The following is a 16,298-nucleotide window of genomic DNA, read 5'->3' on the forward strand; positions in this document are numbered from 1 at the left end:
CCAATCCAACCCAACCCATTCAATCTCAACGCGAAAATCAAAGCCACAATGACGCGCCAAACGCGAAACCAAGCCAAAACAACAGGAATCGGACGAACAAAGGCAGGCGGCCACGACCGAAATCGACCGGCAAAAATGATTCAGGACCGATTCACGTGAAACCGCTGCCGCCGGCGTCGGTGTTGTCACGGTCGCCAGTTGGCCGGTGCGGGAACTGCCAGATCGCAGGCTTCACGAGCCTCAATCGAGCCGACATTGCAGGACACCTTGATTGCGCTTTTCGCGCGTTAGCGGACCTGCGCGGCGAGACCACAGAAAGGAGCCGCTCCATCTTCGAGCGGAAGGGAGCAATGGGTCGGCATGCATGCGGCCACTGGGCCGGAGAAAAACGTCTCGCACTATATAGGTAGATGGCGTTGCCAACGGTCAGGCTGTCATCGTGCCTTGCGCAGTGGCCAGCGCGCCGAAGATGGCTTCAGCACCGGATCTATCGAGGACGAGGATATTGACCGCCTTATTGATACGGTGAGTCAGCACGTGGCGCCTGATGCTGATCTCGGCCACCAGCCGGGGCGCCGCCACCGCCTGGTGGCTCTCTATAATAAGAGCGGGAGCAGACACTCTACATACCGGCTTCGAGTCGGCGCAGTGGATGATGCCTTCGCCATGCCGGGCGCTTCTATATAGATGCGCGGGCATTCGGTGGCGGGGCGCTCATATGGGATCGTTTTTTTCGCTCAAAGTCCGCGTGGCCCCATCGCCGACATTGCCAGGGCGAACCGCCAGGCCCACCGCTCGCTCCACGAGCCGCAAGCCTATGCCCGGCTGATCTGTTCAGGCGTCCTGTTCGTAAAACACCACCATCAGCGCCTTGGCCAGTTTCTCGCCTGAATTGGTGATCTCGTGGCCGACATCGGCGCGATATCGCGCGGTTTCTCCGGTCTTGAGCGCCTGACGCCCATGCTCGGTTTCCACCCAAAGGCCATCGGTATGGGCGGTCAGGTGCTCGAAGGTGCCTGGCGCGTGCGGAGCGCTCTGCAGCTTGCAGCCGGGCGCGATCTCGAGCTCATACCACTCGACCCGGCCAGCCAGCGCCGGCGGGCTCAAGATGCGCAGCCGCCAGGCGCCTTCCGGGCTCTTGATCTCCGGCGKCAGCGCCAGGCTCACAAGGTCGATCGTGTCCGCCTTCTTCTGATGGGGTATCCCGCCAGCGATCAGCTGGGCGAAGTCGATGCCGAGCGCCTGGGTCAGCGACCACAGCACGGCGAAGGTCGGGTTGGCCTCGCCACGTTCGATCTGCGACAGCATGGAGCGCGAAACGCCAGAAATCGCCGCAAGGCGGTCGAGCGTCAGGTGGCGCTCCTTGCGTTCCTTCTGGATCACCGGGCCGATCTTCGGCGCGTCATTCAGTTCCATGTCGCCTCCCCCAAAGCCGGCTCACTGATAGCACCGCGCCGGCCGTACTGCGAGGCATTTGCGGCTGGGCCCACTGGCACAAGTCAATTCCACTAGACTTGACGCAATATCCGATATACCGGAATTTCCACCTTAACGGAACGGCGAGACCATGAGCCAAGATTTCCTTTCCCACATATCAAGCGTTCTCCAGGGTATCGAGGCCGACGGCCTGTACAAGCGCGAGCGTGAAATCACCGGCCCGCAGTCGGGCCGCATCAAGGTGAAGGGTCCGGCCGGCGAACGCCAGATGGTCAATCTCTGCGCCAACAACTATCTCGGCCTCGCCGACAATGCTGCGATCCGCGATGCGGCCAAGAAGGCGCTCGACGACTACGGCTTCGGCATGGCCTCGGTGCGCTTCATCTGCGGCACCCAGGACCTGCACCGCGAACTCGAACACGCCATCGCAGACTATCTCGGCAAGGACGACGCGATCCTGTTTGCCGCCTGCTTCGACGCCAATGGCGGCTTGTTTGAAACCCTGCTCGGCCCCGACGATGCGATCATCTCCGACAGCCTGAACCACGCGTCGATCATCGACGGCGTTCGTCTCAGCAAGGCGCGGCGCTACCGCTACGCCCAGGGCGACATGAACGATCTCGAAGCCCAGCTCAAGAAGGCGGACACCGAGGGCAAGGGCTTCAAGCTGATCGTCACCGACGGCGTGTTTTCGATGGACGGCCATGTCGCCAAGCTGAAGGACATTTGCGAACTCGCCGACCGTTTCGGCGCCATCGTTGCGGTCGACGATTGCCACGCCACCGGCCATCTCGGCGAAAAGGGTCGCGGCACGCCTGCCCTGACAGGCGCCGGCGACCGTGTCGACATCGTTACCGGCACCTTCGGCAAGACACTGGGCGGCGCGATGGGTGGTTTCATCGCCGCCGCACAACCGATCATCGACCTTTTGCGCCAGCGCGCGCGGCCATATCTGTTCTCCAACTCGCTGGCACCGGCGATCGCCGCCGGTTCGCTCAAAGCCATCGAGATCGCCCGCGAGGCCGATGACCTGCGCGCCAAGCTTGCCGGCCACACGACGCGTTTCCGCCAAGGCATGTCGGCGGCCGGTTTTACGCTTCTGCCGGGCGAGACGCCGATCATCCCGGTGATGCTGGGCGATGCGGTCCTTGCCCAGCGCATGGCCAAGGCGCTCGACGAGCGCGGCATCTATGTCGCCGGCTTCTTCTATCCGGTCGTCCCGCAAGGCAAGGCGCGCATCCGCACCCAGATGTCGGCAGCACTCGACGACGCCGATATCACCCTTGCCATCGACGCCTTTACTGATGCCGGCAAGACGCTCGGCATCATCTGACAATCAGGAGTTTCCCATGCGCGCACTCGTCAAGGCCAAGGCCGAGCCCGGTATCTGGATGGAAGAACGCCCCGTGCCCGAGGCCGGGCCGGATGACGTGCTGATCAAGGTCAACAAGACAGGCATCTGCGGCACCGACATCCATATCTACAACTGGGACGAATGGGCGGCGAGAACCGTGCCGGTGTCGATGATCACCGGTCATGAATATGCCGGCGAGATCGTCGAGCTTGGCTCGCATGTGCGCGGCTTCAAGGTCGGCCAGCGCGTTTCGGGCGAAGGCCACGTCATCGGCATGCGCAGCCGCGCCAGCCGCGCCGGCCGCTACCATCTTGATCCGGAAACCCAGGGTATCGGCGTCAACCTGCCCGGCGCCTTTGCCGAATATGTCCGCATCCCGGCCTTCAACGTCGTGCCGCTGCCCGATTCGATCGACGACGAGCTCGGTGCCATCCTCGATCCGCTTGGCAACGCCGTGCACACGGCACTGTCCTTCGACGTCGCCGGCGAAGATGTCTTGATCACCGGTGCCGGCCCCATCGGCATCATGGGCGCAGCCGTCGCACGCCATTGCGGCGCCCGCCATGTCGTCATCACCGACGTCAATCCCAAGCGGCTCGAACTCGCGACCCAGGTGGCTGACGTCACCCCGGTTAACGTCGCCCAGGAAGATCTGCGCGACGCCATGGCCCGGCTCGGCATGCGCGAAGGCTTCGACGTCGGCTTCGAGATGAGCGGCTCGCCGGCCGCCTTCGACCAGCTGATCGAGCACACGTTGATGGGCGGCCGCATCGCGCTACTCGGCGTGCCGGCCAAGCCCTTCCCCATCGACCTCGCCAAGATCGTGTTCAAGATGATCACGCTCAAGGGCATCTATGGCCGCGAGATGTTCGAGACCTGGCACAAGATGCTGGCGATGCTGGAAAGCGGTCTCGATATCCGCAAGGTCATCACCAGCCGCATGAAGGCCGACGACTACCAGGCCGCCTTCCACAACGCCGCCAATGGCGAAGCAGGTAAGATCGTTTTGGAGTGGTAGGCTTGTAGCCTCGGCGCACCGACAATGAAGGCCGCGCCGAAAGCGCGGCCTTTTTGTTTGCGGCGGATGGTGCGCGGTCGCCGGCCGCGCGAAACATGGGMAGTATGGTCCTCACGCCGCTGACTGATTGCGGCGCTCCAAAATCCGGTCTCAGCTAAAAATCACGTGCAACAAGGCGGCGGCAAAAATGCTATGCGCCGCATTTATCCAAGGCCTGTGTCAGGCGCACGACAGATGCACGCGATCTTACAGAACATCGGTTGCGTGCCTTGCCCGCCTGATGGAATGTCGGACTAAAGCAAATCGACCGGGAGTGCGTCATGGGCGCCGGAATCCACCACGTCACGCTCATCACCCGCAAGGTGCAGGCCAATGTCGATTTTTATGTCGGCTTCCTCGGCTTGCGCCTGGTCAAGCAGACCGGCGGCTATGAAGACGCCACGCAGCTCCATCTGTTCTATGGCGACGGTGCCGCCAACCCGGGCACGCTGATCACCTTCCTTGTCTGGGAAGACGGCGCCCGAGGGTGTGTCGGCCATGGCCAGCCAAGCGAGATTTCGCTCGCCATCGAGCCATCGAGCTTCGGTTTCTGGCTGACGCGGGCACTGTCTCATCACATCGAGATATCGGGCCCTTCAGAGGAGATGGGCGAACCGACCTTGCGGCTCAAGGACCCCGACGGCGTCATCGTCAAGCTCGTCGGCGTCAGTGGTTTTCCAGCGCCCGCCACTTGGGATGGCAGCGACGTGCCGGCAGAGCAGGCGATCCGCCGCATTCGCGGCGCGACTATCCTCAGCGAAGTGCCCGAACTCACCGGAAGCTTCCTTGTGCGCCATTTCGGCTACCGGCCGGCGCAAGGCAGCGAGTTCATCCGACGCCTCGTCTCGGATACCGGCGACATCATCGACATCAGGGACGCCAAGGGTTTCTGGACCAGCGCGCCGGGTACCGGCACCATCGACCACATCGCCTTCCGCGCCAAGGACACCGACGAGGTCGAGCGGGTGCATGGCGAACTCGCATCCTCCAATTCGACCATCACCAATGTCCACGACCGCAAATATTTCTACTCGCTTTATGTGCGTGAGCCCGGCGGCACCCTGTTCGAGCTGGCGACCGATGGCCCCGGCATGGCGGTCGACGAACCCGTCAGCGAGCTCGGCACGCACCTGTTCGTGCCGCCTGACAGGTCCGACAAGATCGACGAGTTGCGGACTATGCTGCCGCAATTCTCCTGGCCCGGCGAAGAGCGCGTGATCTATCGCGACCTGCCCTTCGTCCACCGTTTCTACACGCCGGAAAATGCCGACGGCAGCGTGGTGGTCTTGCTGCATGGTTCGGGCGGCAACGAGACCAGCTTGTTGCCGTTCGCGGCCAAGGCGGCGCCGAATGCTACGCTGCTGGCCTTGCGTGGCCGCGCCACCGACGAAGRCACGCCGCGCTGGTTCCGTCGCATTTCGGCCAACAAGTTCGACCAGGCCGACATCAAGTCCGAGGCCGAAGCACTGGCAGCCTTCATCGAGGGTGCCGTCGAAGCCTATCGGCTCGATCCGGAAAAGCTGTTCTTCGTCGGCCATTCCAACGGCGCAAACATGCTGGCGGCAACGATGCTTTTGCACCCGCATCTGATCCGCCGCGCGGCCCTGCTGCGCGCGGCGATGGTGCTCGAACAGCCACCCGCAGCCGATCTGTCCGATGTCGATGCGCTGGTCGTTGCCGGCGACGTCGACGTGTTCAGCAATTTTGGCCCCGACCTCGCCGGGCTCTTGCGCGACGCCGGCGCCCAAGTCGACGCCCGGACCATATCTTCGGGCCATGGGTTCGACACAGGCGATGTCGAGATCGTTGGCGCGTGGATCGCGGCGCGGGTCACGCCAACGGCTTGAGGTGTCTCAATACTGCTCGCGCGGCAGGTGCACCACCAACCCATCAAGCGCCTCCGACATCTTGAGCTGGCAGCTCAGGCGGCTGCGCTCGGTCGGGTTCATCAGGCACTCGATCATGCCCTGCTCGGAATCATCGGGCGGCGAAAGGCGATCGGTCCAGGCGTCGTCGACATAGCAATGGCAGGTGCCGCAGGCGCAGGAGCCGCCGCATTCGGCGAGGATCTGGTCGATGCCGTTGGCCACCGCCACCGACATGACGCTTTGCCCCTGCTGGGCGGTGAGTTCTGTCGCCTGGCCGTCGGCATCGATGAAGGTTACGCGGTACATCAGGAAATCTCCAGGATCAGGCAGGCGTCAGCGCCAGGCGCAGCACCTTGGGGCCGCGCACGGACAGGCCGCGCTTGTATTGCGGTTCGGCGTCGACAAGCGAGATCGACGACAGGCGCTTGAGCAACGTGGTGAAGATCACCTCCATGTCGAGCCGCGCCAGATGGTTGCCGAGGCAGAAATGCGCGCCGCCGCCAAAGGCGAGATGCCGGTTCGGGTTGCGGCCGACGTCGAAGGTGTCGGGGTTCTCGAATTGCGCAGGATCGCGGTTGGCTGCGCCATAGAGCAGGCCAAACTTGGTACCACGAGCAAAATTCTGGCCGCCAACCACAGCGTCCATTGTCGCGTAGCGATGGAAGAAGGGCAGCGGCGACTCGAAGCGGAACATCTCCTGGATCGCGGTGTGGATCAGGCCGGGGTCGGCCTTCAGCCGCGCCATCTGCTCGGGAAAGCGCAGCAGCGCATGCATGCCGGAGCCCAACACATCGATTGTCGAGCCGTGCCCGGCCATCAGGATCAGCATGCAGGTCGAGACCAGCTCGTCCTCGTTGAGCGCGCCGGCATCCTGCGCCGCCATCAGTCGGGTGATGAGGTCTTCCTGCGGGGCCTTGCGACGCTCGGCCATCAGCTTGAGCAGGTAGTGGTAGAACTCGGTCGTCGCCTGCTCGGCCAGTGCCTTGCGCTCGTCGGAGCGGTCAATGTCGAAAAACTGGACAACCCGTTCCGACCAGACGCGCAGCTGCGGACAGTCCTCGTCAGGCACGCGAAGCACGCGGCCGATGATGTGGCCGGGCACCTGGGCGGCAAGCTCTTCGACGAAATCGATCTCGCCCTTGTCGATCAAGCTGTCGACGAGACCATCGACGAAGCTCTGGATCATGCCGCGCTGGCGGGCGATGAAAACAGGCGTGAACTCGCGAAACACCTGCTTGCGCAGCCGGTCATGCACCTCGCCGTCGCTGTCGAGCATCGAAAACTGCACGAAGCGCTGATGATGTGGCATGTCTAGCCAGTTCTGCAGGCGCTTCTGCTCGGTGATCTCTGCTTCGGACATGAAGAACTCGGGCGAGCGCACCATCGAGATATCGCGGGCGATGGCCGCGACATCGTCAAAGCGCGTCACCAGCCACATGTCGAAATCGGCGAAGAACTGGGGCGTGCCCTTGTCGCGCAGCGCCGCATAGGCCGGGTATGGGTTCTGGGCGAAGGTGGCGGACAACGGCTCGAAAGCCTGACCATGCACGCTTGCCAACGGGTTAGCGGTCATCCAACGCTCCAATCAATGGATTGCCGGCAGCAAAAACGGCCGGCTGCGTTCAGCCTAACGGCAAAGGCGGCAAATTGAATGCATGCCACTCGCACATTGCTGGATAAAACTCGCATCGCAGTTTTTGACCCGATACAACAGGGCAAGCCGTTTGAAAGCGATACCTGCGCAAAAATGACCACGCCAACCGACAAAAGCAGCGAAATCTTTTTCCACACACCGGGCCGGCATGCGGACGCTTATCCCTACAAGATCCTGGTCGCGGGCCGCACGCGCTTTTCCCATCGCGACGGTTTCGTCACCCGGCGGTTCCACCACCATACGCTGATCTACACGCTGTCGGGTCTCGGCCTGATCGAGGTCGGCGGCAGCAGGGTCRCAGCCGAACCACAGACCATCGCCTGGCTCGACACGTCGCTGCCATATGCCCATGGCTGCCATCCCGACGCGGACCATTGGCACTATCTCTGGATGAGCATCGAGGGCCATGGGCTCGACGCGGTCTTCTCGTTCCTGCGCGTCGCCACCAATCCGCTGTTCGCCACATCAGGCGAAGGCAATGTCGCCTTCGAGCGGGCCATCGACAACCTCGCCCGGCGCGGACAGATGACCGACGCCGTTTCAAGCGCTGTCGTCGCCCAGCTTGTCGAATTGCTCGTCGCCGAACGCGGCGAACAAGACAGCTCCGAGGACCGGGGCGAGCGCGTGTTGCGCGTCATGCGCGAGGTGCGCGCCAATATCGCCCGCAACTGGCAGATCGAGGAACTGGCCGCAATCTCCAACCTCAGCGCCTCGCAGTTGCACCGGCAGTTCAAGGAAAAGACCGCCACGACGCCAATGGACTGGATCCGCCACGAGCGCATGAACCTTGCCAAGCGGCTTGTGACGGAGTCGGATGCCAAGATATCAGCCGTGGCGCTCGCCTGCGGTTATGCCGACCCCTATCATTTCAGCCGCGATTTCCGCCGCATCGCCGGCCAGTCGCCGAGCGAGTTTCGGCGCGCACAGGGGCAATAGCGGTCCCCGTCGACAGGCTCCGCCAATTCGGGCACGTTGAGGCATCTGCCCCCGAAATCGAGCACAGCGACATGACATCCAAGCCAGCGGTCTATGAGTTCAACGCGGCCATCGTGCGCGAACCGGCACGGTCGGTGGTCAACGGCTTGCGCGCCGACGATCGCGGCAACCCGACCTTCGACGGCGTGAAGGCCGAGCACACTGCCTACATCGCGGCGCTGCGGGCTGCCGGCGTCGAGGTGACAGTGCTGCCGGCACTCGAAAGTTTTCCGGATTCGATCTTTGTCGAAGATCCCGCCCTGGTCTTCCCCGAGGGGGCTGTCCTGCTCCGTCCGGGAGCCGAGACCCGCGTCAACGAAACGCCTGAGATCGCACCGACGCTGAGAAAAATGTTCGAGACCGTTGTCGACCTGCCCGCGCGCGGCTTCGCCGATGGCGGCGACGTGCTGACGACACCGAAAAGCGTGATGATCGGACTGTCGGCCCGCACCGACCGTGCTGGCGCCGAAGGGCTGATCGCAAGCCTCGCCAGGCTCGGCCGCAAGGGCGAGATCGTGCAGACACCCGAGGGCGTGCTGCATTTCAAGAGCGATTGTTCGCTGCTCGACAGCGAGACCATGCTGTCGACAAAACGCCTCGCGCGCTCGGGCGTGTTCAAGGGTTTTCGCGAAGTGCTCATCCCTGAAGGCGAGGAACCTGCCGCCAACGCGCTGCGCGTTAACGACGTGGTCATGGTCGGCGCCGACTACCCCAGGACCATCGAGATGCTCGACAAACTCGGCTACAAGGTGGTTGCGCTCAAGACCACCGAGATCGGCAAGATCGACGCCGGCCTGTCCTGCATGTCGCTGCGCTGGCATCGCGGCCAGCGCTAGCGATCAAAAGTTTGGGCGGCGGCGCGGGCCAGGAATGTCCGCCGCCCTCCTTCGACGTCACTTCATGAGCGACGTTCAATCCCTGAGGAGATCGAACATCAGCTTGAAGAAGCGATCGGCATCGACCTCATAGGCGATCTTGGCGTTGTCTTTTTCGCCGCTTTCGCCCCAGAAGTCGGCGACCGTGGCGCCGAAGGTAAATGTACCCGAGAGGTCGACACCGATATGGGCCGGGCGGGTCTTGACCAGCGTCGGGTCGATCGCCAGCGCCAGCACCAACGGATCGTGCATGGCTCCGCCGACACCCATCGAATTGCGGTGCAGCTTCTCGTAATACAGCAGCCAGTCGTTGACGAGCTTGCCGAGCGGCGTGTCGATCGTGGCAAGCTCCGCATATTGCGGCGCCTCGACCAGAACCTGCATCGTCACGTCGAGCCCGACCATGGTGATCGGCACGCCTGAATCGAGAACGATGCGCAGCGCTTCGGGATCGCAGAAGGCGTTGAATTCGGTCGGCGTGATGATCTCGCTCTTGCGGTAGAACACGCCGCCCATCCAGATCAGTTCCTTGATCTTAGGCAGCACCTCGGGGTGCTTGAGGATCAAGAGGCCGATATTGCTGAGCGGGCCGGTGGCGACCACCAGGATCGGCTCGGCTGAAGCAAGCAGCTTTTCGGCGAGGAAGTCGACGGCGTGCTGATCGACCGGCTTGATGGTTGCCTGCGGCAGATAGGGCGAGCCTTCGAGGCCGCTCGGACCGTCGGCTGTGCCAAGCACAAGCGGGCGCGCCAGCGGGCGATGGCAGCCGGCTGCGACCGGCACGTCGCCGGCGCCGATATATTCCAGGATGCGCAGCGCGTTGGTCGTCGTCTTTTCGAGTTCGGAGTTGCCACAGGTGGTGGTCACGCCGAGCAGTTCGATATCAGGCGAACGATGCGCCATCACAAGCGCAATGGCGTCGTCGTGGCCGGGATCGCAGTCGAAGAGGATGGGTGTAGCTGACATGATTTCGTCCCTCACGCTGCCCGCTCGTAGCGCGCGATGGTTTTCTTGAACATTTCGAGGAAGCGGCGGCCTTCGAGGTCGGTGCCGATGCGGGTGGTCTTGGGTCCGCCGCCAGGCAGGATCTGGAAGCCGCGATAGGCAACCGTCTGGCCGCGCGCCACGCGCCCGTCGAGCAGCACGTCGACGAACAGCGGCTCGGTCAGCGTGGCGAGTTCCGGATCGAAGGCGAGTGCCACGGTAATGACGTCGTCGAGCGGGAAGCCGACGAGGCCGAAGAACTCGCGCCAGATGTCGATGTAGATCGGGAACACCTCGGCGATCAGGTCGAGCACCGGGTTGTTCTTGGCTGTCGCCTGCATGTCGGCGATATCGTCACGCGTCAGCATGGAGGTTGCGACGCGGTTGTCCTCGCAGATATCGAGCGGCACCAGGATCTTGTCTACATCGGCATTGAGCACGATGCGCGAGGCCTCCGGGTCGGCCCAGATGTTGTACTCCGTCACCGGCGTGATGTTGCCGGGCGTGGTGAAGGTGCCACCCAGAACGATCAGGCGCTTCAGCGCCGTGGTCAGCCTGGGCTCCTGCAGCAGCGCCATCGCGGCATTGGTCAGCGGGCCGGTGGTGACAAGCGTGATCTCGCCTGGATTGGACATCACCGTGTTGATGATGAAGTCGACGGCGTGACCCGGCGTCGCCGCACGCTTGGGCGTGGGAGCCGGCGGGTTGAACTGCTTGAGGCGATCGCCGAACCGTGCGGTCAGGCGCCTTTCGAAATGCACCGGCGCTTCCATGTCGGCCTTGGAGTGGCCGACGATCGGACGCCAGGCGCCGGCATAGACCGGAATGTCGTCGCGGCCGGCGAGCGACAGCGTGTTGAGCACGACATTGGTGACCTGCTCGATGGGACCAGCCGCACCGGTGCAGGCGGTCACGGCTTCCAGCTTGATGTTGGGGTTGGCCGCGGCAAACAGCACGGCGAGAATGTCATCTCCGGCCGAATCCACGTCGAGAATTATACGTTCCATTCCTTGGTACAGCCCTTCAGCGTGAGAGGTTATTTGCCGGACTCGGCCGGCTTGTTGTCGACCGAAAGCAGCTTGCGCATGCTCTCCAGGGTCTCGCGGATGATCTTCGGACGGCTGCGGTAAGACAGGGCAAACAGTGCCGTCAGCGCCACCAGATAAGGCACCGCCAGGACTAGGTAGGACGGGAAGCCGAAGGTCTGGAGCCTGAGCGAGAACGCATCGGCGAAGCCAAACAGCAGACAACCCGCCAGCACCTTCAACGGGCTGCCATTGGAGAAGATCAGGATGGCGACCGCCATGAAGCCACGACCCGACGACATGTTTTCGGTGAACATGGTGATGTAGCCAAGCGACAGGTGCGCACCGGCAAGGCCGGCAAGCAGGCCGCACAGCAGCGAGGCGATGTAGCGAACACGGGTGATCGAAATGCCGAGCGCTTCCGCCGCTTCGGGCTTTTCGCCGACGACGCGGATGTAGAGGCCAAGGCGCGTGCGCTTGTAAAACAGCACCAGCAGCGGCACGGCGATGAAGGCGACATAGACCATCGGCGTGAAGCCGTTGATCAGCGGCGCCCACGAACCCAGCAGATCTTTGGCACCGGGGATCTGCACCTTAGGCAGTCCGACGATGCCCTTGCCGACAATCGAGCCGCGGGTGCCGAAGATCGCCTTCATCAGCGAAATGGTCATGCCGCCGGCCAGGATGTTGAGCGCCAAGCCCACCACCACTTCATTGGCCCGGAAGCTGACGACCAACACGGCGAAAGCGAGCGCGAAGACCAGTGCGGCTGCCACACCGCAGGCGACGCCAACCAGTGCCGAGCCCGACCAGATCGAACCGAGCACGGCGAAGAAGGCGCCGACCAGCATCTGGCCTTCAAGGCCGATGTTGAAGATGCCGGCCTTGGTGGTGAACGAGCCGCCGAGTGCGACAAGCAGGATGGGTGCTGTCATCCGCAGCGTTGCGACGAGCAGCGCGACGTTGAAAAGGCTTAGAATTTCCATCGGCGCTCTCCTGCCGTGCTATCGCCGCGACGCTTCATCAGGACCTGCGCCGAGACGCTCAGGATAATCAGCGCCTGGATCACGGTGATGATTTCGCGCGAAGCGTTGGTATCGGTCTCCAGCAGCAGCGAACCGTTGCGCAGAGCGCCGAAGAACAGCGCCGTGACGATGGTGCCGATCGGCGACCCATTGGCGAGAAGGGCCGCGATAAGGCCGTCGAAGCCGAAGCCAGGCGCGAAACCTTCCATGAAGYGGTGATGCACGCCGAGCGTTTCGATGCCGCCGGCAAGGCCGCCAACCGCACCCGATGCCAGCAGCACCAGAAAACCCTGACGCTTGACGTCGATGCCGCCATATTCGGCGAATTTCGGCGCCGAGCCGACCATCGAGATCGAGTAGCCCTTGGCCGTGGAGCGGAAGAACCAGGCAACGAAGAAGGCGAGCGCCAGACCGATGATCAGGCCCCAGTTCAACCGCGAGAAGGAAAACAGCTCTGGCAGATAGGCGGTCGCAAGAATCGGCGGTGTTTCCGACCAGCCGCCGGGACGCTTGAAAAGGAAGATGGTCAAATAGGAGGTCAGCAGGACCGCGACGTAGTTGGACAGGATCGTCGAGACGACCTCGTTTGTGCCGTATCGAGTCCTGAAGAAGGCGGGGATCGAAACCCAGGCAGCGCCCGCGATCACGGCAACCGTCATGGCGACCACCACATGCAAGCCAGGCGGCAGCGGCATGGCGAAGCCGACCCAGGCAGCAGCAAAGCCGCCGAGGAAGAGTTGGCCCTCGATGCCGACATTGAACATGCCGCCGCGCAAGCCGATGCAGGCGGCGATGCCGCAGATCAGGATAGGCGTGGTCTRCAACAAGGTGCCGGCGATCTTGGCCTGGTCGCCGAAGGCACCGCGCATCAAGGTCATGAACACCTTGATGGGGCTTTCGTCGATCAGCATGATGATCACGGCACCCATGGCGAGTGCGATCAGGACGGCGACGATCTGGCCGGAGAATGCACGTAATTTGTCGTTCACGAGACCACCTCGTCCGAAGCATTGCCGGGTTCGAGACCTGCCATCATCATGCCGATCCTTTCGCTGTCGGCGCTATCGCCGTCGACCTCGCCCATGATCCGACCGTTGAACATCACCAGGATGCGGTCGGCCAGAGTGAGCAGTTCGTCGAGCTGCACCGAAATGACGAGCACGGCGCGGCCGGTGGCACGCTGGCGCATGATCTCGTCGTGAATGGATTCCTGCGCACCGATGTCGACACCGCGCGTCGGCTGATCGATCAGCAGGAAGTCCGCCTCATTGGTGAATTCGCGCGCCAGAACGACCTTCTGGATGTTGCCACCCGACAGCCGCTTGACGGTGTCTTCGGGGCCACGGGCGCGAATATCGAAACGCTTGATCATCTCGACGGCCTGGTWGGCCGCGGCCCGCCAGTCAATGACGCCGTTGCGGCTCCACGGCGCCTTGTTTTGCCGGCCCATCAGGAGATTGGAGGAGATCGAGGCACTGCCGTCGACGCCACGCACCAGCCGGTCGCCCGGCACGTGGGCGAGACCGGCCTCGCGGATCGCAGACGTCGAAAGCGTGGTCAGATCGTGGCCCTTGAGCATCGCCGAACCGTGGCTTGCCGGACGCAGGCCAGACAGCACTTCGGCAAGCTCGGTCTGACCGTTGCCGGCGACACCGGCTATGCCGACGATCTCGCCGGCGCGGACGGTGAAGCTGGCGTCGCGAAGTGCTGGCAGGCGGCGATCGTCGCGCGCCCACAGATTGTTGACGTCGAGCACGACCTTGCCGTCCGACTTTTCGCGCGGGCGGCGGTCGAAGCTGACGTCGCGACCAACCATCATGCGCACCATGTCGGCCTTGGTCAGCTCAGACGTCGGCCGCGTTGCGACATGTTTGCCATGGCGCAGCACTGTCACGGTGTCTGAAACCTCCATCACCTCTTCAAGATGATGCGAGATGAAGATGACGGTCATGCCGTCGGCAACGAATCCGCGCAGCGTCTGGAACAGCTCGCGGCTTTCCTGCGGCGTCAGCACCGCTGTCGGCTCATCGAGAATGATGGTGCGGGCGCCGCGCGCCAGCACTTTCAGGATTTCGATACGCTGCTCGATGCCTACCGACAGCAGAGACACGCGCTCGGTCGGCTCGACCTTGAGACCGAAGCGCTCAGACAGCTCGCGGGTCTTTTCGACCTGGGCTTTGTGGTCGATCAGGCCGTTGGGGCGGATTTCCATGCCAAGGAAAACGTTGTCGGCAACCGACAGCGACGGCACCAGCTTGAAGTGCTGGTGCACCATGCCGAGGCCCGCGGTGATCGCGGTGGCGGGATCGCCGACCACCGTATCCTCGCCATTCAGGCGGATCTTGCCTTCGTCGGGCTGCAACAGCCCGAACAGGATGTTCATCAGCGTCGTCTTGCCGGCGCCGTTTTCACCGATGATGGCGTGTATCTCGCCGCGCTTGACGGTGAGATTGACATCCTCATTGGCAACGAAGGCGCCGAAACGCTTGGTGATGCCGATCAATTCGACGGCGGTTTGTGCCGTCATGGCTGGCGACGTGGTCGACACGAGAGCCTCGCAGCTTCAGACGTACCCGTCCCGACAGACGGAACCGATACGTCTCTACCTAGTCTTGGGGGAAATGGTTCCGCGAGCCGTGGGGGCGGCTCGCGGAGAAAGGCCAGCATCTTACTTGTGCCGTGTGACCTTGATCGATCCGTCAGCGATGCCCTTCTTGATCTCGTCAAGCTTGGCCGTCACGTCGGCTGGAATGGACGGCGCGATGTCGTCGCAGATCTTCACTTCGACGCCACCTGCGGCGAGGTCGAACGTGCGGGTGCCCGGCGTGATCTTGCGGCCTTCGACCTCGTCCTTGATCAGCGAGTAGACGGCGATGTCGCCGCGCTTCAGCATCGAGGCCAGCACGTTGCCCGGAGCCGAGCCGCACATGTCGATATCGACGCCGATCGAGTATTTGTCGGCGGCAGCACTCGCCTGCATGACGCCTTCGCCCGTCGGGCCAGCGACATTGTAGACGATGTCTGCACCCTGGCCGTAGAGCGCCAGCGCGAGCTCGCTGCCCTTTGCCGGATCATCGAAAGTGCCGGCGAAAACCGGGTTCACCTTGACGTCGGGGGCTGCGTATTTCGAGCCCTCCTCATAGCCGCCGAGGAAGTTGCGGATGACGGGAATGTCGCGGCCGCCGACAAAGCCGATGGCCTTGCCGTCACCGATCTTGTCGAAGCCGCTGCCCTGGTTTTCGATCATGCCGGCAAGCGCGCCAGCAACGAAGGAGCCCTGCTCCTCGGCGAAGTTGGCATAGATGATCTTGTCTGAATCGAGCACGCCGTCGATGAAGACGAAACGCTGGTTCGGATAGGCTTCGCTCGCCTTGGTCAGCGCGTCGACCAGTTCCCAGCCCATGACGAAGATCAGGTCGTACTGGCCGCCCTTGGCAAGGTTTGCGAACTGCTCTTCATAGTCGAGCGCGCGGTTGCCGGTGTCGACCAGCTTCATGTCGATGCCAAAATCGGTCTTGGCCTTGTTGAGACCGTCGACGATCGTGATGCCGAAGCCTTGCGCGAAATAGCCGGAGATCGCTGCGACGGACACCTTGTCCTGGGCCGCCGCCGAGCCGATCGAGGCCGCAAGAGCCGCGCCGGCGATAATGCATTTACGGAATACGCTTTTCATCTCAACTCCCCAATTGACACCTTGGCATCAAGCGTCGGGCTCTTCCTCGACGCCCGCAAAACTTGTTGGTGGTCATATGACTTTATGGGTGGTCCAACAAACTGTCAATCGCTCAGCGAGCGGCCGAAATCGATGTGAACAATCGACGCGGCGGCGGTTTCACGCATCCGGCTTGACAAAAATGCTGGAAGGATAATTGTTGCTACTCTAACAAGTTTTTCAGCCCGCCAGAATGTGGAGCCATCGATGCCGGACGTTGTCGTCAGAAAGTTTGTCGTACAGGTCGAAGAGATTTTTCATGAAGGCGGGCCGGTGCGAGCCGAGCCGATCAAGCGCGGCACCGTGCTTGCCGTCGTCGCCAATCCCTATGC

General features: G+C 62.8%; 16 protein-coding genes. 6 read left to right on the forward strand and 10 right to left on the reverse strand.

Going from position 1 to position 16,298, the window contains the following annotated elements; translation table 11 throughout:
* Nucleotides 1-426 precede the first annotated feature (426 nt).
* Together AC1DUU_RS03025 and AC1DUU_RS03030 are read right to left on the reverse strand one after the other, a co-directional pair.
* Nucleotides 427-564, reverse strand: a complete 138-nt coding sequence (locus AC1DUU_RS03025) for a hypothetical protein (RefSeq protein WP_476781930.1) — start codon at nt 562-564, stop codon at nt 427-429.
* 270 nt (nt 565-834) lie between these two features.
* On the reverse strand, nt 835-1,416 hold the full coding sequence (locus tag AC1DUU_RS03030; RefSeq protein WP_476781931.1) for a helix-turn-helix domain-containing protein: 582 nt from the start codon (nt 1,414-1,416) through the stop codon (nt 835-837).
* Nucleotides 1,417-1,567: 151 nt separating this feature from the next.
* Between AC1DUU_RS03030 and AC1DUU_RS03035 the strand changes: the two genes are divergently transcribed.
* From AC1DUU_RS03035 to AC1DUU_RS03045, 3 genes are all read left to right on the forward strand, one after another.
* Nucleotides 1,568-2,770, forward strand: a complete 1,203-nt coding sequence (locus tag AC1DUU_RS03035; RefSeq protein WP_476781932.1) for a glycine C-acetyltransferase — start codon at nt 1,568-1,570, stop codon at nt 2,768-2,770.
* Nucleotides 2,771-2,786: 16 nt separating this feature from the next.
* The gene (gene tdh / locus AC1DUU_RS03040; RefSeq protein WP_476781933.1) at nt 2,787-3,809 is read left to right on the forward strand and encodes an L-threonine 3-dehydrogenase; all 1,023 of its coding nucleotides are present in this window, start codon (nt 2,787-2,789) and stop codon (nt 3,807-3,809) included.
* 320 nt (nt 3,810-4,129) lie between these two features.
* A complete protein-coding gene (locus tag AC1DUU_RS03045; protein WP_476781934.1) occupies nt 4,130-5,695 on the forward strand; it encodes a VOC family protein in 1,566 nt (521 codons plus the stop codon).
* A gap of 6 nt (nt 5,696-5,701) precedes the next feature.
* On the opposite strand, the gene AC1DUU_RS03050 is transcribed toward AC1DUU_RS03045, so the two are convergent.
* Complete coding sequence (locus tag AC1DUU_RS03050) at nt 5,702-6,022, reverse strand: 2Fe-2S iron-sulfur cluster-binding protein (RefSeq protein ID WP_476781935.1); 321 nt, start codon at nt 6,020-6,022, stop codon at nt 5,702-5,704.
* 16 nt (nt 6,023-6,038) lie between these two features.
* Nucleotides 6,039-7,289, reverse strand: a complete 1,251-nt coding sequence (locus AC1DUU_RS03055) for a cytochrome P450 (RefSeq protein ID WP_476781936.1) — start codon at nt 7,287-7,289, stop codon at nt 6,039-6,041.
* 174 nt (nt 7,290-7,463) lie between these two features.
* Between AC1DUU_RS03055 and AC1DUU_RS03060 the strand changes: the two genes are divergently transcribed.
* Both AC1DUU_RS03060 and AC1DUU_RS03065 read left to right on the forward strand, forming a co-directional pair.
* Nucleotides 7,464-8,306 (forward strand): helix-turn-helix domain-containing protein, encoded by an 843-nt coding sequence (locus AC1DUU_RS03060; RefSeq protein ID WP_476781937.1) that lies wholly within the window; start codon nt 7,464-7,466, stop codon nt 8,304-8,306.
* Nucleotides 8,307-8,377: 71 nt separating this feature from the next.
* Nucleotides 8,378-9,181, forward strand: coding sequence for an arginine deiminase family protein (locus AC1DUU_RS03065; protein ID WP_476781938.1), 804 nt, complete (start codon nt 8,378-8,380; stop codon nt 9,179-9,181).
* Between the two features lie 75 nt (nt 9,182-9,256).
* Here the strand turns inward: AC1DUU_RS03065 and AC1DUU_RS03070 are convergent, their stop codons facing one another.
* The 6 genes from AC1DUU_RS03070 to AC1DUU_RS03095 all read right to left on the reverse strand — a co-directional run bounded on the left by AC1DUU_RS03070 (nt 9,257) and on the right by AC1DUU_RS03095 (nt 15,927).
* The gene (locus tag AC1DUU_RS03070) at nt 9,257-10,186 is read right to left on the reverse strand and encodes a nucleoside hydrolase (protein ID WP_476781939.1); all 930 of its coding nucleotides are present in this window, start codon (nt 10,184-10,186) and stop codon (nt 9,257-9,259) included.
* Between the two features lie 11 nt (nt 10,187-10,197).
* Entirely contained in the window at nt 10,198-11,211 is a 1,014-nt protein-coding gene (locus AC1DUU_RS03075; RefSeq protein ID WP_476781940.1) for a nucleoside hydrolase, read from the reverse strand.
* Nucleotides 11,212-11,240: 29 nt separating this feature from the next.
* A complete protein-coding gene (locus AC1DUU_RS03080; RefSeq protein ID WP_476781941.1) occupies nt 11,241-12,215 on the reverse strand; it encodes an ABC transporter permease in 975 nt (324 codons plus the stop codon).
* Nucleotides 12,203-13,243: an ABC transporter permease gene (locus AC1DUU_RS03085; RefSeq protein ID WP_476781942.1), complete on the reverse strand. Its 1,041-nt coding sequence runs from the start codon at nt 13,241-13,243 to the stop codon at nt 12,203-12,205. Before AC1DUU_RS03085 ends, AC1DUU_RS03080 begins: the two co-directional genes overlap by 13 nt.
* Nucleotides 13,240-14,781 (reverse strand): ABC transporter ATP-binding protein, encoded by a 1,542-nt coding sequence (locus tag AC1DUU_RS03090; RefSeq protein WP_476781943.1) that lies wholly within the window; start codon nt 14,779-14,781, stop codon nt 13,240-13,242. The genes AC1DUU_RS03085 and AC1DUU_RS03090 overlap by 4 nt, the downstream gene beginning before the upstream one ends.
* Nucleotides 14,782-14,922: 141 nt before the next feature.
* Nucleotides 14,923-15,927, reverse strand: a complete 1,005-nt coding sequence (locus AC1DUU_RS03095; protein ID WP_476781944.1) for a BMP family lipoprotein — start codon at nt 15,925-15,927, stop codon at nt 14,923-14,925.
* Nucleotides 15,928-16,173: 246 nt separating this feature from the next.
* On the opposite strand from AC1DUU_RS03095, the gene AC1DUU_RS03100 reads away from it, so the two are divergent.
* The coding region (locus AC1DUU_RS03100; RefSeq protein ID WP_476781945.1) for an amino acid synthesis family protein at nt 16,174-16,298 on the forward strand (125 nt) is incomplete at its 3' end.

It is taken from the genome of Aminobacter sp. P4_H6_2, assembly GCF_056400805.1.